General features: G+C 62.4%; 17 protein-coding genes. 12 read left to right on the top strand and 5 right to left on the bottom strand.

Annotated elements, in window-relative coordinates; genetic code table 11:
* Window positions 1-21: 21 nt before the first annotated feature.
* Genes I5M_RS31105 through I5M_RS00750 form a run of 3 tightly spaced genes read left to right on the top strand, consistent with a single transcriptional unit; the run spans window position 22 to window position 4249 of the window.
* Window positions 22-1155 carry a hypothetical protein gene (locus I5M_RS31105; protein WP_083909470.1) on the top strand — a complete coding sequence of 378 codons (1134 nt, stop codon included), beginning with the start codon at window positions 22-24 and terminating at the stop codon, window positions 1153-1155.
* Window positions 1155-3077, top strand: a complete 1923-nt coding sequence (locus I5M_RS00755; protein ID WP_083909469.1) for a hypothetical protein — start codon at window positions 1155-1157, stop codon at window positions 3075-3077. Before I5M_RS31105 ends, I5M_RS00755 begins: the two co-directional genes overlap by 1 nt.
* Window positions 3074-4249, top strand: coding sequence for a hypothetical protein (locus I5M_RS00750; RefSeq protein WP_022719655.1), 1176 nt, complete (start codon window positions 3074-3076; stop codon window positions 4247-4249). Before I5M_RS00755 ends, I5M_RS00750 begins: the two co-directional genes overlap by 4 nt.
* A gap of 65 nt (window positions 4250-4314) precedes the next feature.
* On the opposite strand, the gene I5M_RS00745 is transcribed toward I5M_RS00750, so the two are convergent.
* Both I5M_RS00745 and I5M_RS00740 read right to left on the bottom strand, forming a co-directional pair.
* A complete protein-coding gene (locus I5M_RS00745; protein ID WP_022719654.1) occupies window positions 4315-4986 on the bottom strand; it encodes a hypothetical protein in 672 nt (223 codons plus the stop codon).
* A gap of 238 nt (window positions 4987-5224) precedes the next feature.
* Window positions 5225-5548 (bottom strand): DUF1476 domain-containing protein, encoded by a 324-nt coding sequence (locus tag I5M_RS00740; RefSeq protein ID WP_022719653.1) that lies wholly within the window; start codon window positions 5546-5548, stop codon window positions 5225-5227.
* A gap of 310 nt (window positions 5549-5858) precedes the next feature.
* On the opposite strand from I5M_RS00740, the gene purC reads away from it, so the two are divergent.
* The 4 genes from purC to purQ all read left to right on the top strand — a co-directional run bounded on the left by purC (window position 5859) and on the right by purQ (window position 8129).
* Entirely contained in the window at window positions 5859-6626 is a 768-nt protein-coding gene (gene purC, locus I5M_RS00735) for a phosphoribosylaminoimidazolesuccinocarboxamide synthase (protein WP_199900006.1), read from the top strand.
* 192 nt (window positions 6627-6818) lie between these two features.
* Window positions 6819-7061 carry a phosphoribosylformylglycinamidine synthase subunit PurS gene (purS, locus tag I5M_RS00730; protein ID WP_022719651.1) on the top strand — a complete coding sequence of 81 codons (243 nt, stop codon included), beginning with the start codon at window positions 6819-6821 and terminating at the stop codon, window positions 7059-7061.
* Window positions 7062-7078: 17 nt separating this feature from the next.
* A complete protein-coding gene (locus I5M_RS00725; RefSeq protein WP_022719650.1) occupies window positions 7079-7258 on the top strand; it encodes a hypothetical protein in 180 nt (59 codons plus the stop codon).
* 169 nt (window positions 7259-7427) lie between these two features.
* Window positions 7428-8129: a phosphoribosylformylglycinamidine synthase subunit PurQ gene (gene purQ / locus I5M_RS00720; protein WP_022719649.1), complete on the top strand. Its 702-nt coding sequence runs from the start codon at window positions 7428-7430 to the stop codon at window positions 8127-8129.
* Between the two features lie 352 nt (window positions 8130-8481).
* On the opposite strand, the gene I5M_RS00715 is transcribed toward purQ, so the two are convergent.
* On the bottom strand, window positions 8482-8964 hold the full coding sequence (locus I5M_RS00715; protein ID WP_022719648.1) for a PaaI family thioesterase: 483 nt from the start codon (window positions 8962-8964) through the stop codon (window positions 8482-8484).
* A gap of 171 nt (window positions 8965-9135) precedes the next feature.
* Between I5M_RS00715 and I5M_RS00710 the strand changes: the two genes are divergently transcribed.
* From I5M_RS00710 to I5M_RS00700, 3 genes are all read left to right on the top strand, one after another.
* Window positions 9136-10500, top strand: coding sequence for a TrpB-like pyridoxal phosphate-dependent enzyme (locus tag I5M_RS00710; RefSeq protein ID WP_022719647.1), 1365 nt, complete (start codon window positions 9136-9138; stop codon window positions 10498-10500).
* A gap of 385 nt (window positions 10501-10885) precedes the next feature.
* The gene (gene purL, locus I5M_RS00705) at window positions 10886-13096 is read left to right on the top strand and encodes a phosphoribosylformylglycinamidine synthase subunit PurL (protein ID WP_022719646.1); all 2211 of its coding nucleotides are present in this window, start codon (window positions 10886-10888) and stop codon (window positions 13094-13096) included.
* A gap of 396 nt (window positions 13097-13492) precedes the next feature.
* Entirely contained in the window at window positions 13493-14533 is a 1041-nt protein-coding gene (locus I5M_RS00700; protein WP_031334874.1) for an IS110 family transposase, read from the top strand.
* 343 nt (window positions 14534-14876) lie between these two features.
* On the opposite strand, the gene I5M_RS00695 is transcribed toward I5M_RS00700, so the two are convergent.
* Window positions 14877-16028: an acyltransferase gene (locus I5M_RS00695; RefSeq protein WP_022719644.1), complete on the bottom strand. Its 1152-nt coding sequence runs from the start codon at window positions 16026-16028 to the stop codon at window positions 14877-14879.
* A gap of 112 nt (window positions 16029-16140) precedes the next feature.
* The gene (locus tag I5M_RS00690) at window positions 16141-16503 is read right to left on the bottom strand and encodes a DUF427 domain-containing protein (RefSeq protein WP_022719643.1); all 363 of its coding nucleotides are present in this window, start codon (window positions 16501-16503) and stop codon (window positions 16141-16143) included.
* A 152-nt stretch (window positions 16504-16655) separates the two neighbouring features.
* Here I5M_RS00690 and I5M_RS00685 point away from each other — a divergent pair, with 152 nt between their 5' ends.
* Window positions 16656-16892 carry a BolA family protein gene (locus I5M_RS00685; RefSeq protein WP_022719642.1) on the top strand — a complete coding sequence of 79 codons (237 nt, stop codon included), beginning with the start codon at window positions 16656-16658 and terminating at the stop codon, window positions 16890-16892.
* A gap of 22 nt (window positions 16893-16914) precedes the next feature.
* Window positions 16915-18102 carry a low temperature requirement protein A gene (locus I5M_RS00680; RefSeq protein ID WP_022719641.1) on the top strand — a complete coding sequence of 396 codons (1188 nt, stop codon included), beginning with the start codon at window positions 16915-16917 and terminating at the stop codon, window positions 18100-18102.
* Window positions 18103-18196: the final 94 nt, after the last annotated feature.

The raw sequence follows: 18196 nt of genomic DNA, 5'->3' as shown, positions 1-18196 counted from the left end.
GCTTTGTCCGGGGGGGAATAGTTGAAAGACGATAATGCCGCGCAACTGCTTGCCACCGTGATGCAGTGGGCCGACCCTGACACAATTCAAGCGCGCGTACCAAGTCTCCAACTCTTGGCCGACTATAAGTACGATCAGTACCAGAGGTATGGGCCGGGTCGACGGTTTGTAGAAAGTCTGGCGCTGTGGCTGGTGCAGTTCGAGGAAGCAGATCGAGCTACCGCTCTTTCATTAGTGCAAGATAGGCTGGTCTTCATATCTGAGGCAGAAATCGCTCATCTGGTATCTTTGGCCTATCCTGACGTAATTGTCCAAGAGCGACTTCGCCTTGTTGCTGAGGAGAACGATATTGCTGCCTACCGCGTCGGACGGTTGATCAAACATCCGCGCTTTGAAGAGCTTCGCTTGAGGTCGCTTTATCTTGGTCTTAGCGACGGAGCTCATACGAATGATCTTCGACGCGCCAGTTATGGCGCTATAAGCAATGAGCAAATCTGGCAAGCCTATGAGTTAGGCGAGGCTAAGGCAGATGATATGTTGCGTGAACTCCGAATAGCGTTAGCAAGCTCCGGGCGAATTGCAAACCTTCCCGGGGACCTCAAAATGAAAGAAAACGAGCGTTTCAGTCTCGTGTGGCTTGTTGATGACTTCTCTGGGAGTGGTAATACGTATATCCGCTTCGATAGTAAGGAAAAGCGCTTCAAGGGAAAGATTAAGAAAATCTATGACATGGTCCTGGATGGCGGGCTTGTAGATCCGGATTATTATGAAGTCTATTTGCTGCTCTACGTCGCTACTCGGCAGGCAATTGATCATATCGAGTATTGGACGGAGCGATTTACGTCAGAGCGAGGTCTCAAGCCGCTGCGTCTTCATGTTCTTCACCCAATCGAAAAGGATGTAGCTCTCTCTGAAGCTAGCGATCGCGATATTGTCAAGATGCTCGAGACGCCCCGCTATTACGATGAGCGCGCATCTGACCGTCACATCGCGATTGGAGGGACCGCCGATGCTCGATTTGGATTTGCCGATTGCTCTTTGCCGCTTGTTCTGTCCCACAATACGCCGAACAACTCAGTCTATGCATTTTGGGGGCCCGAGGAGTACTCCTTTTTTGGGCTGTTTCCTCGTGTGAGTCGTCATAGAGAGAGCTGATGGCCTATCGAGCAAATCCATTTCTTGAACGAATGTCAGAGCGTACAACGTCTGACCAGGAATTCGTGCAACTCTTTGCACCGAAGATACTAGAGAAGCTACATGAAGATTGTTTTGAGGGGGCGGTGCATATCTTCCATAGCCCGCCTGGAGGCGGCAAAACCACCATTCTGCGGGCGTTCACTCCTAGCGCGCTTCGTGCTTTCTGGCATGCGCGCCATGTACAAGCTGAAACTTACCGACAATTAGTAGATCGGGGCGTAATAGACGATCATCTGGGGCCACAAGTCCTATCTGTCCTTCTTTCCTGCGCAGCTGGTTATGCGGACCTTCCTCCAGGCGCGTCGGCAGTAAATGAAGGGTTGTTCCGCGCGCTCCTGGATTGTCGCGTTGTCTTGCGTACGCTCCGTAGCATCACCGATCTAATCGGTGGTCCTGCTCAAACCATTCTCCAGTCGCTTCAACTTGAATATGACGCGTCGTTAGTGGACCTCAACTCGATCCCCGCAGAAAAGAGCGCAATCGAGATGTTGAAATGGGCCGAGGGGCGGGAGCGGCTGATATATAGTCAGCTCGACGATATGGCCCCCGCGCCCGGCGCAAAGTTGCCCGTGGATGTACGGTTTGAGTCGCTGCTTTGGCTTCAGGCTGTGCGATTCGTGTATGAAGGAAAGGCTGTAGCGCCGAAACGACTACTTATGATTGACGATATTCAACGACTTAGAAAGAGCCAGCGCGCTCTTCTGATTGATGAAATCGTTACCTTGCGCCCAACAATTCCGGTCTGGATGGCTGGTAGAAGCATAGCATTTGCAGGCGACTTTCTGTCCCAAGGAGTTCGGGAGGGTAGAGATGTAAGGGAGTACTCGCTCGAGGAACTATGGGGAGGCGGGCGCGGTAGCCAGTTCGTGGTGTTTGCCGAGAATATTCTGGATCGCCGCTTTAAGCTGCAGCAGGCAGTTCCCGGAACTTCTTTCAAGCAATATCTGGCTGAAAATCTCACTCCTGGCGAGCTTGAAGGTGCATATTCAGAGGCGTGCAAGCGTTTCGGGGAAAGTACCAAATCTCTTCGGAGCAACATCCGTTATTCTGAGTGGATTCGTGCCGCCGAGTTGGAGCCCGACATTCTCGATTTGGACGCGTTAGTGGATCTTTATACGACTCGCATACTCATTGAGCGTGATAGAGCAAGTAGACAACTTTCGCTCGAGTTGACTCCGCTCTCAGCGGGGGAGCTGGAGGAGAGGGATAGTTCATCAACGAGTGGGGCCGCGGAAATCTTCTTAAATTTCGAGCTGAAGGTGCCTTACTATTTTGGGATCGAGCGCGTTTGTGCTATGGCGACTAACAATGTTGAGGAATTGCTTTCGCTCGCGGCCGCTCTTTACGACGGAATGAAAGCGAAACAGATTCTGCGCAGACAAGCTGATCCACATCTGCTTCCGCGTGAACAAGAGAAGCGGCTCAGGGAGGTCGCTACTCGTAGACTGGAGTTCATACCCCGTAGTCACTCGGAGGGCGCAAACGCACAGAGACTTTTGGAATCAATCGGAATCTTCTGCAAAGAGCGGACGTTTCTGATGAATGCACCATACGCTCCAGGAGTAACGGGGGTTCGCTTATCGGCAACCGAGATCACTAAAATTCAGCGGCTTTCCAAGGCTCCCGGATCTGTATTGTCGTTACTTAAGAAGGTGATGGCCGAGTGTACAGCGGAAAATCTTCTTGTGGCGCGAGACAGCAACGCCAGCACTTCGCGTGAGAGTGGTACGGTCTTCTATTTGAATCGGACGCTGTGTGCTCATTTTGGACTGCCGTTGCAGTATGGTGGCTGGCAGGATGTGTCGGCTCATACTCTTGTTGAGTGGATGGATAGGGGGCTGCAGCCAAGCCGTGCCCTAGGCCTTGAGGTCTTTCGATGATCTGGGACAATTACGTCTTTCGCAGAGGTGTTGCTGTCGAAGAGCTTTGGGACCAGCTCTTCATAGATAGGAAGAGGAGTGGAAAACCTCTAAAGCTGCTGTACGTCACTGGAAGAGGCTTTGATGTTCGGGCCAATGCAGTGCTGTCGAAATTCGTCAATCGACTCGTTGCGTCAGGTTGCTCTATCAAAAGTGCGGAATTGTTGCTCGTTGGCTTCTCTGGATACAATCTTTCCAAGGATCTCCACGTTCAGACATCAAAGAACGAAGCGGAATTGCGGGCTGCTTTTGACGAAATCGGTAGCTCAAAGACGATCGTAATTGGTGCCTCGGTTGAGGGCGAGGAGGATGTTAGCTCGACGATCGCGCTTAGGCGTGGTGCGGATGAAGTTCTTCGTAACGTTTCCGACCACACGGACATTGTACTGGATGTAAGCTCGCTGCCTCGCGTTGCCTATCTGACGATTTTGCTGGCGTTGCTGGCGAAAATAATCCCCGATCGCGGAAGTGGCGATGGATTGCATGCAAAGGGGGTATCTCTTCAGGTTCTTGTGGCGGAGGATGCTGCACTAGATAGCACGATTAGCTCGGAGGATCCTGCAAATGAATTAACCATGATCCCCGGGTTCTCTGAGGCTCTGCAATCTGAGGCGCAGACGGATGAGCCATTGGTGTGGTTTCCTGTGCTCGGCGAGAACAGACTTGCACAGATTATGAAGTTGGAGTCTGAAATCCCGGAATGGGCTGAGATTTGCCCTGTGCTCCCTCATCCGTCGCGAAATCCGCGACGAGGTGACGACCTTTTGGTTGAATATGAGAGTGTGTTGTTTGCAAAGAGAGATACGCCATTAAGTAACATTCTTTATGCTAACGAGACGCACCCCTTTGAGGCTTATCGACAGCTGTTTTCGGCGATGGTGCGATACCGTAAGACGATGAGTGTTATCGGCGGTTGCCGCATTGTTGTGACGCCATTAGCTAGTAAGCTGATTACTGTTGGAACTGCTCTCGCTTGTTTCGAGATGAAGGTTGAATCCGCTCTGCATCGGTCGAGTGTGGCTATTCCATATGCTGAGCCGAAAAGATATGAGGCGTCTGTGCAAATGATGCTTGATTCGAGGCCTGTTATCTCGTCGCTGATACTCACTGGTGAGGCATATTTAGAATCGTGAGGTGCGAGAGATCTTGACTGGACGTTGTTTGTTGGGCGAGCGCCTGTGAAGGTTGCGTGCGGCACCTACCTCCTCCGCCTCGGCCCCCTCCGCACCACCTCCCGCTCCGGCGGCGTGTGCGCATCCTCCAGCAGCGCCATCGCTTCCGCGGGGATGCGGCCCAGATCGACGCCGCCGGCGCGCATGCGGGCGAGGGCGGTGCGGATGGCGGTTTCGCGATCGGGCCAGTCGCGTTCGGTGCGTGGGGCGGGGCCGGGTATGCCCGGGCGGCCGCGGCCTTTCTGGGTGAGGCGCGCCATGCGCAGCACCTGCATGGCTTCGATCAGGCGATCGAGATCGACCGTGGGTGACTGCCACAGTTCGTCGACGCAGCGCTCGGCGAGCTGATGCAGCTTGATGCCGAGCATGCGCAGCTTGAGGCGACGGCCAGCGCGCGCGCTCGGGACCAGGTCGGAGGCGCAGGGGGCGAACGGGTGACGCTTCCAGCCGCCCTCGCGCGCCCAGCGCCCGACGGTGCCGGCGCTGACGCCGGTCTTCGCCTCGATCTGCTTGTGGGTCAGCGTGGTCTGCTCGATCAGCCGGCGCACGGCGGCGACGGTCGCGTTGGTGTGCAGCCGCTTGCAGCCTTTGGGCCGGCCGCCCGGAACGGGCGGCGGTCCGTCGCCGAGCGCCACTGTGGCCAGCCGCTCGGAGGTGTCGATGACGCGAATGGGGGAGGGAAAGAGCGGGAAGCGCATGACTGTCTCCTGCGGAGCTGAACGTCATTCGCCTCTAAGAATATATACCTAGTATCCCGTGCGCAAGGCTGGCCGGGCGATTCGGACTTTGGGCCGCTCCGCCGACAGCGGGCGGCTCGCCGCTATCCCGAGGCAGGTGTCAAAAACGAAAATGCCCGGGACCAGCCCGGGCATCATCAGGTCTGCAACCAAAGGCCGGGCTGAACGCGCCGAACGGCGCCGCCCGGCAAAGTCCGACTCAGGTCCCCGCCTTCACCGCGGCGACCGCCTGGGCGTAAAATTCGCCCATCTTGGTGCGGAGTTCGACTTCGGTCATCGAGATGTCCTTGTCGCCGAGGTCCTTCATGACCTTGCGGACGACGTCGGCGTCGCCGGCTTCCTCGAGGTCGGCCACGACCACTTCCTTGGCGTAGGCGGCGGCGGCATCGCCGGACAGGCCGAGCTTTTCGGCGATCCACAGGCCCAGCAGCTTGTCGCGGCGGGCTTCTGCCTTGAATTTCTGCTCCTCGTCGAGCGCGAACTTCCTCTCGAAGCCTTCTTCGCGCTTGTCGAACGTGGTCATGACTGGCTTTTCCGATTTTCTGGCGCGCGCGGGCAAATCCGGCGCCGGTTTGCGGTGGGCAGGTTCGATGCCTAGATATCCAGCCTCACCGGTTAACACAACTCCGCAGATGATCGCATGCGAAGGGGTAAAACTGGTGCGGGGGCGGCCGGGTCGATTGTGCCGGGCGGCCCAATCAGCTAGGTTGCGGCGAGGCTGGTTCTCGTTCTGTTTCCTCGTCCAGACCTCTTCGGCAGCTCCGGCGCGGGCCGCATTCGACAGACGGAGCCTCACTAATCCCATGGATTTCAACAAGACACGGTACATCCCCATGAGCCGGCGACGTCGCATCTACGAAGGCAAAGCCAAGGTGCTGTATGAAGGGCCCGAACCCGGAACCCTGATTCAGCACTTCAAGGACGACGCCACCGCGTTCAACGCGAAGAAGCATCAGGTGATCGAGGGCAAGGGCGTCCTCAACAACCGGATCTCGGAGTACCTGTTTCAGCACCTCAACGACATCGGGGTGCCGACTCACTTCATCCGCCGGCTCAACATGCGCGAGCAGCTGATCCGCGAGGTCGAGATCATCCCGCTCGAAGTCGTGGTGCGCAATGTCGCGGCCGGCTCGCTGTCGCAGCGGCTCGGCATCGAGGAGGGCACCCAGCTGCCGCGCTCGATCATCGAGTTCTACTACAAGAACGACCAGCTCAACGACCCGATGGTCTCCGAGGAGCACATCACCGCGTTCGGCTGGGCGACGCCGCAGGAGATCGACGACGTCATGGCGCTGGCCATCCGCGTCAACGATTTCCTCACCGGGTTGTTTCTGGGCATCGGCATCCGCCTCGTCGACTTCAAGATGGAATGCGGCCGGCTGTTCGAAAACGAAATGATGCGGATCATCGTCGCCGACGAGATCTCGCCGGATAGTTGCCGGCTGTGGGACATCAAGTCGAACGAGAAGCTCGACAAGGACCGCTTCCGCCGCGATCTCGGCGGCCTGCTCGAGGCCTACACCGAAGTCGCCAAGCGCCTCGGCATCCTGATGGAAAACGAGCGCCCGGCGGGTTCGGGCCCGGTGCTGGTGAAGGGCTAAGGCGCGTCCGTTCTCCGCGGCCGTCATCCTGAGGTGCGAGCGCTAGCGAGCCTCGAAGGATGACCGCCACGGGCACGGTGCGCGCAGCCACCCTTCGAGGCACGGCTTCGCCGGGCACCTCAGGGTGACGCCGAGTGAGTTGATGGAGTTTTCCGGGCTGCTCCGCCGCGCGCCCGGCATGACGAGGGGACGATGAAAGCTCGCGTAACGGTCACATTGAAAAACGGCATCCTCGATCCGCAGGGCAAGGCGATCGAGGGCGCGCTGAAGTCGCTCGGCGTCGCCGGCATCGCCAGCGTCCGCCAGGGCAAGGTGTTCGACATCGAGCTCGCCGCCGATGCCGACAAGGCCAAGGCCGAAGCCGCCCTGAAAGACGCCGCCGACAAGCTGCTGGCGAACACCGTGATCGAGAATTATCGCGTCGAGGTGCTGTAGTTAGCGACGAGGGTGCGATGGCCGAGGTGACCAACGAGCAGATCTACCAACTGGCGTTGAACATTCTAGGCGATCTCAGCAAGCTCGAAGCCAAACTCGACGATATGTCGCGCGATTGTCGAGAGCTTAATCGCGAATTGTCCGAACCATTCTTCTACATGCTTCCGTTCGTCGAAGACGGTGGCCGAGTGCAATAAGCGATCTTTCCCTCTCCCCTTGTGGGAGAGGGTGGCGAGCGAAGCGAGCCGGGTGAGGGGTCGGCACTTCGCAGGGACGCAAACCCCTCACCCGGTCCTCATGTCGCAAGCGACATTCGGACCACCCTCTCCCACAAAGGGGAGAGGGAAGAAGCAGGGCTTTGCTACGATGAAATCCGCCGTCCTCGTCTTCCCCGGCATCAATCGCGAGCGCGACATGGCGCGCGCGCTCAAGCTCGTCTCCGGCCAGGAGGCGAAGATGGTGTGGCATGCTGACACCGAGCTGCCGAAGGGCACCGACCTCGTCGTCGTGCCGGGCGGCTTCTCCTATGGCGATTACTTGCGCTGCGGGGCGATCGCGGCGCGGGCACCGGTGATGGATGCGGTGCGCAAGTTTGCCGCGGGCGGCGGCCTGGTGCTCGGCGTCTGCAACGGCTTTCAGATTTTGTGCGAGTCCGGCCTGTTGCCGGGCGTGCTGATGCGCAATGCGCGGCTGAAGTTCATCTGCCGCGACGTGCACCTGCGCGTCGAGCGCGCCGACTCACCGTTCACCCGCGGCTACAAGGCCGGACAGGTGATCAAGGTGCCGGTGGCGCACGGCGAAGGCAACTACGAAGCCGACGAAGAGACGGTCCAGCGCCTCGAAGGCGACGGCCGCGTGCTCTATCGCTATTGCTCGCCGGAAGGCGAGATCGGCGAGAGCCACAACATCAACGGCGCTGCCGCCTCGATCGCCGGCATCGTGAGTGAGCGCGGCAACGTCCTCGGCATGATGCCGCACCCGGAAAACCACGTCGAACCGATCATGGGCTCGACCGATGGGCGTGGGCTGTTCGAAGGTCTGGCGGCGCATCTCGCCAAGGCGGCGTAGTTAGTTAGAGCGCCGGCGCCGTATGCCGCGTCATTGCCGGGCTCGACCCGGCAATCCATCTTTTCCAAAAATCCTTGTCCGCGCTCCGCGCGATGGATGCGCGGGTCAAGCCCGCGCATGACAGCCTCTCTTTCGTCATTCCGGGGCGCGCGTAGCGCGAGCCCGGAATCCATAGCCCCTGTATTTATGATTGATGTGCAGCGCGGCTCCGCCGTGCGCTGCCGCGAGTCCAGGGGCTATGGATTTCGGACTTGCGCGCTTTGCGCGCAATCCGGAATGACTAAGGAGGGGGGTTGTTCGTCACTTCGTGATTCCGGGTTCGCGGGCTGCGCTCGCGCCCCGGAATGACTCGCTAGTGACTCTCCGCCACTTCCGTCTCCGGCACTCTCCGCTTCACGCGCTTGATCGTCCCGGAGAACGTGAACAGCGGCCGCGCGCCGCTCTTCAGAATTCCGCGGACGAAGATCAGTGACTTGCCGGCGCGGGTGACTTCGCCGGTGGCTTCGATCAGTTCGCCTTCGAATGCGGCGTCGAGGAATTCAGCGCCGAACGCGACGGTGACGCCGCGGCCTTGCAGCTCCTTGCGGGCGATGGCGAACAGGCAGTAATCGGCGAAGGTCATGAAGCAGCCGCCGTGCACGGCCTTCATGCCGTTGAGGTGCTTCTTCTCGACGCGGAAGGCGCAGCGCACCGAACCGTCGTCATCGACGCGGTGCCAGAACGGGCCGTTGTGGCTCTCGAACGTATCGCGGCTCCAGGTGCACCAGCCCTTGAATTCGCCCTCGGTGGCGACGACGAGATCGGGGCGGCCCGGACGGGTGACATTTTCCTGCACGTGAAATCATCCTTTGGTCGTGTGCCGTCCATAAATCCGATGCCGCGCCGCAATGCAAACGGCGCCCGTGCGCTGCCGCCCTGCGTTCAATTGACACGGCGCAATGGGCGGCCTTCGCTGCGCTGTATACCCTCTGCGGCCTTCCAAAACGGACGCCCCAGGGAGAACCAAATGAGCGACCAGATCAAGTACGTGCTGGACGAGGAGAACATCCCGAAGTCCTGGTACAACCTCAACGCCGACTTCCCGACGCCGATGCCGCCGGTGCTGCACCCGGGCACGCATCAGCCGGTCGGCCCGAGCGATCTGGAGCCTCTGTTTCCGATGGAGCTGATCCTCCAGGAAGTCGCGACCGAGCGCTACATCGACATTCCCGAGCCGGTGCGCGACGTCTTCCGGATGTGGCGTCCGGCGCCGCTGATCCGCGCGCGCCGCCTCGAGCAGGCGCTCGGCACGCCGGCCAAGATCTACTTCAAGTACGAAGGCGTCTCACCCGCGGGCTCGCACAAGCCGAACACCGCGGTGCCGCAGGCGTGGTACAACAAGCAGGCCGGCATCAAGAAGCTGTCGACCGAGACCGGCGCCGGGCAGTGGGGCTCGTCGCTGGCGTTCGCCGGCTCGCTGTTCGGGCTCGATGTCCTCGTCTTCCAGGTTCGCGTCTCCTACGACCAGAAGCCGTATCGCCGCGCGCTGATGGAAACCTACGGCGCGCGCTGCATCGCGTCGCCGTCGACCGAGACCGACTCCGGCCGCGCGATTTTGGCGAAGACTCCGAACAGTCCCGGCTCGCTCGGCATCGCGATCTCCGAGGCGGTCGAAGTCGCCGCGAAGAATCCGGATATCAAGTACGCGCTCGGCTCGGTGCTCAATCATGTCATGCTGCACCAGACCATCATCGGCCAAGAAGCGATCAAGCAGTTCGAGCTGGCGGGCGACGATCCCGACGTGGTGATCGGCTGCGCCGGCGGCGGCTCCAATTTCGCCGGTCTCGCATTCCCGTTCCTCGGCCTGCAGCTCCGCGGCGGCCGCAAGCGGCGCATCATCGCGGTCGAGCCGGCGGCGTGCCCGACGCTGACGCGTGGTACTTACGCCTATGATTTCGGCGACACCGCGCATCTCACGCCGCTGGTGAAGATGCACACGCTCGGCTCGACCTTCATGCCGCCCGGTTTCCACGCCGGCGGCCTGCGCTATCACGGCATGAGCGGGATGGTGTCGCACGCCTACGAGCTCGGCCTGATCGAGGCGCGCGCCTATCAGCAGGTCGGCTGCTTCGACGCCGGCGTGCAGTTCGCCCGCCTTGAGGGCATCGTGCCGGCGCCGGAATCGACCCACGCGGTGCGCTGCGCGATCGACGAGGCGCTGCGCTGCAAGGAAGAGGGCAAGGCGGAAACCATCCTGTTCAACCTGTCCGGCCACGGCCATTTCGACATGCAGGCCTACATCAACTACTTCGAAGGCAAGCTGGTCGATCAGGACTACGACGAAGCCGATCTCGCGACCGCGCTGGCGGGTCTGCCGGCGGTGGCGGCATAGGCCACCAGCACAACGTCATCCTGAGGCGCCGCCGCGCAGCGGCGGCCTCGAAGGATGAGCCACGGCACGCGCTGCCGCATCCTTCGAGGCTCGCCCTTGCGGGCGAGCTCCTCAGGATGACGGCGCCCAGCCCAAACAACGTCATGCCCGGGCTTGACCCGGGCGTCTACGTTCCGAGGCACAGCGCGCGTGGCCGTGGATGGCCGGGTCAAGCCCGGCCATGACGGTCGTGGGTTATGTTTTGCATCATCAAAGGCTTACCGGCGTGCCATAGCGTCCCGCGCCATCCCCAGCCCCGCAGAAAACCCTTTCCCCTACGGGCCGATGTTCCTACATAACAGCCAGCCGTGCCGGCCCCTCCGGCGCGATGAGGAATTGCGCCGACATGTCCGCTCCCGAGCCGAAGATCACCCCGGAACTGATCGCCAGCCATGGCCTCAAGCCGGACGAATATCAGCGCATTCTCGATCTGATCGGGCGTGAGCCGACTTTCACCGAACTCGGCATCTTCTCGGCGATGTGGAACGAGCACTGCTCGTACAAATCCTCGCGCATCCACCTCAAGGGGCTGCCCACCAAGGCGCCGTGGGTGCTGCAGGGGCCGGGCGAGAACGCCGGCGTCATCGACATCGGTGACAATCAGGCGGTGGTCTTCAAGATGGAGAGCCACAACCACCCGAGCTATATCGAGCCGTATCAAGGCGCCACCACCGGCGTCGGCGGCATCCTGCGCGACGTTTTCACCATGGGGGCGCGGCCGATCGCCTGCCTTAATGCGCTGTCGTTCGGCGATCCGAAGCATCCCAAGACGCGGCACCTCGTCGGCGGCGTCGTCGCCGGTGTCGGCGGCTACGGCAATTCGTTCGGCGTGCCGACGGTCGGCGGCCAAACCCGGTTCCACACCCGCTACGACGGCAACATCCTGGTTAACGCCATGGCGGTCGGCCTGGCCGATGCCGACAAGATCTTCCTCGCCGCCGCCTCGGGCGTCGGCATGCCGATCGTCTATCTCGGCTCCAAGACCGGCCGCGACGGCATGGGCGGCGCCACCATGGCGTCGGCCGAGTTCGACGAGGGCTCGGAGGAGAAGCGCCCGACCGTGCAGGTCGGCGACCCCTTCGCCGAGAAGCTGCTGCTCGAAGCCTGTCTCGAAATCATGGCCAAGGACTGCGTCATCGCCATCCAGGACATGGGCGCGGCCGGGCTGACGTGTTCGGCGGTGGAGATGGGCGCCAAGGGCGACCTTGGTGTCGAGCTCGATCTCGACGCGGTGCCGACCCGCGAGACCGGCATGACCGCCTACGAGATGATGCTCTCCGAAAGCCAGGAGCGCATGCTGATGGTGCTGAAGCCGGAGAAGGAAAAGGAAGCCGAGGACATCTTCCGCAAATGGGGCCTCGACTTCGCGATCGTCGGCTACACCACGCCGACCAAGCGCTTCGTGGTCAAGTATGGCGGCCAGGTGAAGGCCGACCTGCCGATCAAGGAGCTCGGCGACGAGGCGCCGCTGTATGACCGCCCGTGGGTCGAAAGCCCGAAGCTCCCGGTGATCCACGCCCGCGACATCAACGCGCCGATGGGCGCGGCCGAGGCGCTGGAGAAGCTGCTGGCGACGCCGGACCTGTGCAGCAAGCGCTGGGTCTGGGAGCAGTACGACCACGTCATCGGTGGCAACACGCTGCAGCGCCCCGGCGGCGACGCCGCGGTGGTGCGCGTCGAGGATGGCCCGAAAGGCCTCGCGCTCACCGTCGACGTCACGCCGCGCTATTGCGAGGCCGATCCGTTCGAGGGCGGCAAGCAGGCGGTGGCCGAAGCCTATCGCAACATCACCGCGGTCGGCGGCAAGCCGCTGGCGATCACCGACAACCTCAATTTCGGCAATCCGGAGCGGCCCGAAATCATGGGCCAGCTGGTCGGCTGCCTGAAGGGCATCTCGGAAGCCTGCATCGCGCTGGACTCGCCGATCGTCTCCGGCAACGTCTCGCTCTACAACGAGACCTCGGGCCGCGGCATCCTGCCGACTCCGTCGATCGGCGGCGTCGGCGTGCTTGATGATTTCACCAAGTCGGCGACGCTCGCCTTCAAGGCCGAAGGCGAGGCGATCCTGCTGATCGGCGAGACCAAGGGCTGGCTCGGCCAGTCGGTGTACTTGCGCGAGATCTGCGGCCGTGAAGAAGGCGCGCCGCCGCCGGTGGATCTCGCCTGCGAGAAGCGCCACGGCGACGTCGTCCGCGGCATGATCCACGCTGGCACCGTGACAGCGGTGCACGACGTCTCCGACGGCGGCTTGCTGGTCGCGCTCGCCGAGATGGCGATCGCCGGCAACATCGGCGCCTCGCTCGATGCGCCCCCCGGCGAGACCGTGTCGCACGCCTGGTGGTTCGGCGAGGATCAGGGCCGCTACGTCGTCACCGTGAAGCAGGACGACCTGCTGGGTACGCTGTCGAAGCTGAAAAACGTCGGCGTGCCCTGCGTGCAGCTCGGCACCACCGGCGGCCACACTTTGAAGATCGAAGGCGAGCGCACGGTCGATATCAAGGCGCTCCGCCATGCGCACGAGCATTGGCTGCCGGACTACATGGCGGGGAAGGCGTAGTTCGTTCGGGTTTTGAGCCTCGTCATTGCGAGGAGCACCCGGATCGGCGCTTTGCGCCGTCCGGGCACAGGTTCCGCGACGAAGCAATCCACGCTCCACGCGTGGCGCTGGATTGCTTCGCTTCTCTTGCAATGACGGTGGAGGTCATTCCGGGGCGCGAGCGCAGCTCACGAACCCGGAATCCCGGCCACTCGCGTCAACCTCTCCCCGTCATTCCGGATTGCGCGCGTAGCGCGCAAGTCCGGAATCCATATCCCCTGGCCTCGCCGTGGAGCACGGCGTGAAAAGCGCCCTGCCTAAGTAACAAGTCTCAGGGGTGATGGGGTGGACGGCCCCCGACGGCATCGCATTGTGCCAGATTGAGGTTGTTGCAAACTTCAAACGAGGGAGCCGTCCGTGAACGAGATTATCCGCATTGGGATGGATACGTCGAAGCATTTCTTTCAGCTGCACGGGGTCGGCGCCGACGAGCGCGTGGTACTGCGCAAGAAGCTGCGGCGCAGTCAGATGCTGGCGTTTTTCGCAGGTTTGCCGCCAACAGCGATCGGGATCGAGGCCTGCGGTGCATCGCATCATCTGGCGCGGACCCTCAGCGGGCTCGGCCATACGGTGAAGCTACTCGCGCCGCAACACGTCAAACCCTACGTCAGCCGTAACAAGAACGATGGGCGCGATGCTGAGGGCCTGTGCGAGGCGATGAGCCGGCCGCGGATGGAGTTTGTGCCGGTGAAGACCGCCGAACAGCAGGCCGGATTGATGCTGCTCGGCGTGCGCCAACAGTTGATCGCGCGGCGCACCCAGCTGAGCAACGCGATCCGCGGCTACGCGGCGGAGTTCGGGCTGATCGCGCCGTGCGGGCTTCACAAGATCGAACCGTTGCTGGCGCGGATCGCGCAGGACGAGACGGTGCCCGAGCTGGCGCGCGAGCTGTTCGCCGCGCAGGGGCAAGACTACGCGCGGCTGCAGGATGAGTTGACGACGATCGAAGCCAAGCTGCTGGCCTGGCATCGCGCCGACACCGCGAGCCGGCGGCTGGCGCAAATCCCAGGCGTTGGACCGGTTGGTGCCAGCGCTCTGGTGCTGAAGACGCCGGCGCCGCAGGCGTTCAGATCGGGACGCGACTTCGCGGCCTGGCTCGGCCTGACGCCGAAGGATCACTCCACCGGCGGCAAGCTCCGGCTCGGACGGATCACCCGCGCGGGCGACGAGATGCTGCGCAGCGTGCTGATCTCCGGCGCCATGGCGGTGATCCAGCAGGCGCGGCATGGGCGCGGCCGCGCCTCGGTGTGGCTGGTCGCGCTGCTGGCGCGCAAGCCGATCAAGCTGGCGGCGGTGGCGCTCGCCAACAAGATCGCCAGGATCGCCTGGAAGATGATGATCACGCAACAGACTTACGACGGGGCGCGGATGCCGAGCGCATCGCCGCGCGCCGACTGAGAGATCGAACGTCGGGCAATTAGTCCGACGCTCGAGCCGGAGCTGCAACGGGAGACAGATGGAACGATCGATCGAACCGAGAGGCGAGACAATCCGTGGAATCCATCGGCACACAAAGGCCGGTAGGGTGATTGGAGCTCGCGTCGCGGAAGCCATCTTGGCCAGCGGTCCATCGCGACCGCACCGACAGGCCGCACATATGGATGCAAGCGATCCGATCAGTCCTCAGAATCCCTTGTGGCTCGGGGGCCGTCCACATATGGATTCCGGGTTCGCGCTATGCGCGCCCCGGAATGACGAACGATAGGTTTCCGTTAGCTGGAAAACGCAGGCGAAAGCGCCTTCACAGCACCTTGTACGCGTACGGAACCCGCCGCAGCGCCACCGTGGTGCCCCAGCTCAAGAGCAGCCCCATCACGAACACGATCGCCGCCTTGGCGATCGCCGGCATGTCGGCTTTGAACAGCCAGTATTGCAGCCACAACATCCAGGCGTAGTGCACCAGGAAGATGCCGTAGGCGTCGTGCTGCAAGGGATCGAGGATGCTCCAGCCGGAGCGCTTGAAGCGCAGGAAGAAGGCGAGGATCGCGAAGATCACCGTGATGCTGAAAGCCGCGAAGGCGAGGCCGTAGCCGATTTCGTACCACATCGGCAGGTCGTCCGGATTGCCCAGCACCTCGCGCTTGACGATGATGAAGCCCCACATCGCCAGATACGGCACCAGCGCCAGCAGCGCCAGCAGCCACCATTCCGATGCCAGCCGGCCGCCGGCACCGAGCACACCCTTTTCAGGATGCGCCGCGCCGATGCCGGCACCGATGAAGAAATACGCGGTGTAGAGCAGCACGCGGCTGGCCTGTACGGCGAACGGCCCGTCGGCGAACCAGTGGTTCGGCGTGTAGTAGACGCGCAGCGGCACGTAGAGCACCGCGGTGATGACGAACGTCGCGACGATGAACACCCAAGGCCGCTGATAGCCGATCTCGGACAGCCGGTTCAGCGGGTCGAGCGCGTGGGGCGAGATCCGGTAGGCGAGGCCGCCGAGCAGGCTGAAGATCAGCAGCACCCACAGAAACCACAAAGGTCCGCTCGGCCACGGCCCGACCGTGACCATGTTCCACCAGAACTGGTCGAACCGCATTCCGGGCTCTTGCTGTAGCGCCAGCGCGTAGTAGGCGATCGGGATGATGGTGACGGCGGCGATGATGAAGGGCAGGCCGAGCCGCAACAGGCGGTCGCGCGCGAAGGTGCCGAGCACAGGGCGGTGCTCTAGGCTCGGCCACAAAAACAGCCCCGACAGCATGAAGAACATCGCCATGAAGAAGCTGTCGGTGGCCAGCACGATGCAGTCGAAACCGAGCCACGACTTGGGGTCGGTGTGGCCGAAATGGGTGTAGGGGATCACCGAATGGTGGATCAGCACCAAAATGGTGAGAAACGTCCGCGTGCGATCGAGCGACAGGTCCCGCGCATGCGGCGCAGCCGCCGCGCCCATGCCGCCGGTGATCGGAGTGTTCGCCGTCAAAGTTCGCCCCTGCTGCTCGCCAGCCGGGCTTCGGCCGACGGTCTCGATGCTTGCCCGCTTGATGCCGGCTGTACGACGATTCTTACGCCGGCTGCTGCTCGATCGTTACCCGGTCCGGATAAAACGCCAGATAGCCGGCGATCTCCCTCATAGCAGGAAAAGGCTGCTCATAGCTCCAGATCGCATTGCCGATCTCGCCGCCGTCACTCTTGATGCTGAAATAACTGGCATCGCCCTTATAGGGGCAGTGGGTGCTGCGCTCCGTCTTGACCAGCCGGGTCATGTCGGCGTCCTCGCGCGGGATGTACTGGACCGGCGGGTAGCTGGCTTCCTTGAGGGTCAGCGCCCGAACCGTGTCGGCGATCACGACGCCGCCTGCCGTGACGCGAACCCGATTCGGTGTTGGCGTAATCGTGATGGGGTGATCGGGGCCGGGAGTTTTCATGGCGTTCCTCGCGATCAAGCTGCCTGGTGGCGAAACGGTCCCTGGCCCATCCTAGGCGCGGGCTTTGAAAGGGGCGAACTGCAATATAGGATGCCGGTGATGGGTTGCCACCGTGCCGGCGGGGCGACGGCCGCGATCTGGAGGATGACCGAATGCCGATGGATGCCCGCGACATCGAGGCCATGATCAAGGCCGCGATTCCCGACGCGGAGGTGACGATTCGCGATCTGGCCGGCGACGGCGATCATTATGCGGCCACGGTGATCTCCGAGTCCTTCCGCGGCAAATCGCGGGTCCAGCAGCACCAGATCGTCTATCAGTCGCTGCGCGGCCAGATGGGCGGCGTGCTCCACGCTCTGGCGCTGCAGACGGGCGTGCCGGAAGCCTGATGGGCCGATCGGGGGCCGCGTCGTGACGGCCGCCGAGGGCGCCCGCAATCTGCTGCGCGTGCGCAAGCCGCATGAGCACAGCCGCGTCACCTATGTCGAACTGTTCTTCGACCTGGTGTTCGTGTTCGCCGTCACCCAGGTGTCGCACTTCCTGCTGGCGCATTTCACGCCGCTCGGCGCGCTGCAGACGCTGATGCTGATGCTGGCGGTGTGGTGGGTCTGGGTCTACACGTCCTGGATCACCAACTGGCTGGACCCTGAACTCACCCGCGTGCGGCTAATGCTGTTTGGGCTGATGGGCGCCGGGCTGTTGCTGTCGACGTCGATCCCGCGCGCGTTCGAAAGCCGCGGCCTGTCGTTCGCGCTGGCCTTCGTGGCCATGCAGGTCGGCCGCAGCGCGTTCGCGACATTCACGACGCCGCGGTCGGAGCCGCTGCGGCTCAACTTTTTCCGCATTCTGAGCTGGCTGGTGATCAGCGGCATGTTCTGGATCGCCGGCGGCGCGCTCGACGGCTCGGCGCAGGTCGCGTTGTGGCTGGTCGCGCTGGCGATCGAATACACCGGGCCGGTCGCCGGCTTCTATGTGCCGCTGATCGGCGCCTCGACCACGCAGGACTGGAGCGTCGAAGGCGGCCACATGGCCGAGCGCTGCGCGCTGTTCATCATCATCGCGCTCGGCGAGTCGATCGTGGAGACGGGCGCGGCTTTCGCCGGCATCGAATGGACCGCGATCAGCTTCGCGGCGTTCGTCTCTGCGCTACTCGGCGCGGTGGCGATGTGGTGGATCTACTTCCACATCGGCGTGCATCTCGGCTCCGAGCGGATCTCGCAATCCAGCGATCCCGGCCGGCTGGCGCGGCTCGCCTACACCTATCTGCACCTGCCGATCGTCGCCGGGATCGTCGTCACCGCGGTGAGCGACGAGCAAGTGTTGGGGCATCCGGCCGGACATGCCGACATCAAGATCATTCTCACCACGCTCGGCGGCCCGTTGCTGTTTCTGATCGGCACGCTGCTGTTCAAGCGCGCCATCCGCGGTCATTTGCAGCCGTCGCACCTGGCCGGGCTCGGCGTGCTGATCGCGCTGACGCCGATTGCGTTCTTCGTCTCGCCGCTGCTGCTGTCGGCCGCCACCACGCTGACGCTGATCGGCGTCGGGCTGTGGGAAGCCGTCTCGCTCGGCGCCGCGGCGCGCTCGCCGGTCGAGTAGGGTCGCGGCAGATTTTAGGGGCCGCAGTGCGTGCTAGGACGGTCGCGGAGAGGCGCACGGCGTCGGCTCGCGGCTCACTTTTGCGACCCTATCA

This window comes from Rhodopseudomonas sp. B29 (assembly GCF_000333455.1).
GTDB lineage: Bacteria > Pseudomonadota > Alphaproteobacteria > Rhizobiales > Xanthobacteraceae > Rhodopseudomonas.
This window is presented reverse-complemented; position numbering and strand designations above follow the sequence as displayed.